Raw genomic sequence first — 2,595 nt, 5'->3', positions numbered from 1 at the left:
CGTCGCCTCCGTCACCGACGCCTGCGCCAAGATGAACACCGCTAACGGCAAGTAGGCTTTAGGGCACCGCCCTAAAATACCACGTTCTGTTGGCTCAGCGTGGCCAGCTTCGCTGGCCACGCTGAGCCAACAGAACAAGAACTTCTGGGGGCCGTAGGCCCCAACGCCTACCAACGGAGGAGGCTCTATGGCTACGACAGACCAGGGCATGGCCGGCGTTGGCCCCGGCGTCGCCCGACCCAAGCGCAAGCGCACCACCCGCGACTGGATACCCTTCGTGTATCTGACGCCGGCCCTGCTGGTGATGCTGGTGATGACCTTCTACCCCATGGTGTTCCAGGTCTGGATGTCGTTCACCGACTATGGCGTGATCAAGGCCGAGGGCAAGCAGACCCTCAACGCGATCGGGCCGAACGGCCAGCCCCCGGCGAACTATCGCCCGCCGCAGTATATCGGGTTCAGCAACTACGCAAAGATCATCACCGGCGACCCGCAGTTTGTGGCCCAGATTGGCAGCACCTTTAATTTTACGCGCCAGGTCATCTTTAATCTGTGGTGGACCTTCTCAAATGTGATCTTTCACGTTGGCCTGGGGATTATTATCGCGGTGCTGCTCAATGTCGAGGGCCTGTTTGGCCGGCGCATCTACCGGGCGATCTATATTCTGCCGATGGTGCTGCCGAACATCGTGATCGCCACCGTCTGGCGAAATATGTTTGACGACAAGTACGGCGCGATCAACCAGCTGCTGAGCCTCGCCTTCACCCCCTTCGGCTTCTCCCCCGAGTCCTTCCAGATCCGCTGGTTCAACCAGATCGAGCCGCCCATCCCGGGCATCCCGCTGCCGCTGGCCTACTACGCCATGCTGATCGCCAACATCTGGCTGGGCTGGCCGTTTATGACGATCATCGCCACCGGGGCGCTCCAGTCGATCCCTAAGGATATGTATGAGGCGGCATCGATCGATGGGGCCACCGGCCTCCAGTCCTTCTGGAAGATCACCCTGCCCCTGCTGCGCCCGGCCATGATCCCCGCCGCGATGGTCGGCATGGTCACCACCTTCAACCTCTTCCACGTCGTCTTCTTCATGAGCGGCGGCGGCCCGCTGGGCCAGACCGAGATCCTGGTGACGCAGGCCTACAAGCTGATCAACTCCTTCCAGCTCTACGGCATGGCGGCCTCGTTTAGCGTGATGATCGCCCTGATCCTGGCCCCGATCTTCCTGATCACCAACCGGATCTCGCGCGCAACGGAGAGCTACGATGTCTAGCTTCAGCCTTCCTGGGCGCAAGGGGAACGACTCGGCCGGCCGCAAGCTGCCGCTCCTCCAGCACCTCGGCCTGCAGTTCTTCTGCCTGCTGATCGCCTTCACGGTGCTCTTCCCGATCATGTGGATCGTGAGCATGTCGTTCGACCCGCGCAACATCGCGCGGCCCACCGAGCTGCGGCTGATCCCGCCTGGGGCCTCGCTCGACGCCTACCTCGCGGTGCTCGACAAGCCCACCTCGAACCCGATCACCTTCGCCGCGCTGGCCCTGAACAGCTTCAAGCTGGCCGCCGGCGTCTCGCTCGTCGCCGTGCTGGTCGGCGTGAGCGCGGCCTACGCCTTCTCGCGCTTTAAGTTCGCCGGCCGGCAGACCCTGATGATCGGCGTGCTGGCGATCACGGTTATCCCGGCGGTGGCGACGATCGCCCCGCTCTTCGCCATGCTCAATGGCATCCGGGTCAGCACCAGCCTGATCAATGTTGTATTCATCGCCTTCGGGGCGGTCGTGCTGCTCTTCACGGGGCTGATCGTCTGGCCGAACCTGCGCGACGGCACGCTCGGCCTGCCCATGATCGGGGTCGGCCTGGCCGGCGCGCTCTTCGGCGGCTATGTGATCTCGCAGGGATTCACCCCCGACACCGGCAAGCCCTTCGTGCTGCGCGACTCGCTGCTCGGCGTGGGCATCGCGATGATCTCTGGCGCGCTGCCCTTCGCGATCTGGAACCTGAAGGGCTACCTCGACACCATCCCCAAGGAGCTGGAGGAGGCCGCGATCATCGACGGGGCCACCCCCAACCAGATATTCTTCCAGATCGTGCTGCCCCTGGCCGTGCCGGCGATCGCCGTCACCGGCTTCCTCGGCTTCATGGGCGGCTGGACGGAGTTCTTCCTGAGCTGGCAGTTCCTCACCAAGCCCCAGGACTTCACGCTGGCTATGGCGCTCTGGAATATGACCGGGCAGTACGCCGGGTCGGTGCCCTGGTCGAAGTTCGCCGCGATGTCGATCATGGTCTCGCTGCCGGTGGCGATCGTTTACCTGGCCCTCCAGCGCTATATCGTCGGCGGCCTGACCCTCGGCGGGGTGAAGGGGTAATTATTGTTGGGGCGCAGCAGCGCTGCGGGTGAGCGCGCTATGCGCGCTCACCCGCAGCGTTGCTGCGCCCGTACTGGGTTATGTGATGGACAACGTCTCCTCCGACTTTATCTTCGGCACGCTGGCCACCGACGAGCGCCGCCTGGGCTACCTGAAGGCTGAGACGGCCGGGATCTCGCACCGCCACCGCATCGAGCCGGCCGACCCGATCCCCGGCGAGCCGGTGCGCCTGCGC

At 64.1% G+C, this 2,595-nt stretch carries 2 protein-coding genes; both read left to right on the top strand.

Annotation, left to right across the window (positions count from 1 at the left end; translation table 11 throughout):
• The first annotated feature begins 187 nt into the window (after nt 1-187).
• Entirely contained in the window at nt 188-1,270 is a 1,083-nt protein-coding gene (locus K2Z83_RS28135; protein WP_220598488.1) for a carbohydrate ABC transporter permease, read from the top strand.
• The gene (locus K2Z83_RS28130) at nt 1,263-2,360 is read left to right on the top strand and encodes a sugar ABC transporter permease (RefSeq protein WP_220598487.1); all 1,098 of its coding nucleotides are present in this window, start codon (nt 1,263-1,265) and stop codon (nt 2,358-2,360) included. Before K2Z83_RS28135 ends, K2Z83_RS28130 begins: the two co-directional genes overlap by 8 nt.
• Nucleotides 2,361-2,595: the final 235 nt, after the last annotated feature.

The organism is Oscillochloris sp. ZM17-4, assembly GCF_019599295.1.
Lineage (GTDB): Bacteria > Chloroflexota > Chloroflexia > Chloroflexales > Chloroflexaceae > Oscillochloris.
The sequence above is the reverse complement of the archived record's forward strand: the minus strand, read 5'-3'. Positions and strand labels throughout refer to the sequence as shown.

Bases quoted from the DNA above. Each gene is read 5' to 3' on its own strand.
- K2Z83_RS28135 (WP_220598488.1), top strand. From the start codon at position 188: ATGGCTACGACAGACCAGGGCATGGCCGGCGTTGGCCCCGGCGTCGCC.
- K2Z83_RS28130 (WP_220598487.1), top strand. From the start codon at position 1,263: ATGTCTAGCTTCAGCCTTCCTGGGCGCAAGGGGAACGACTCGGCCGGC.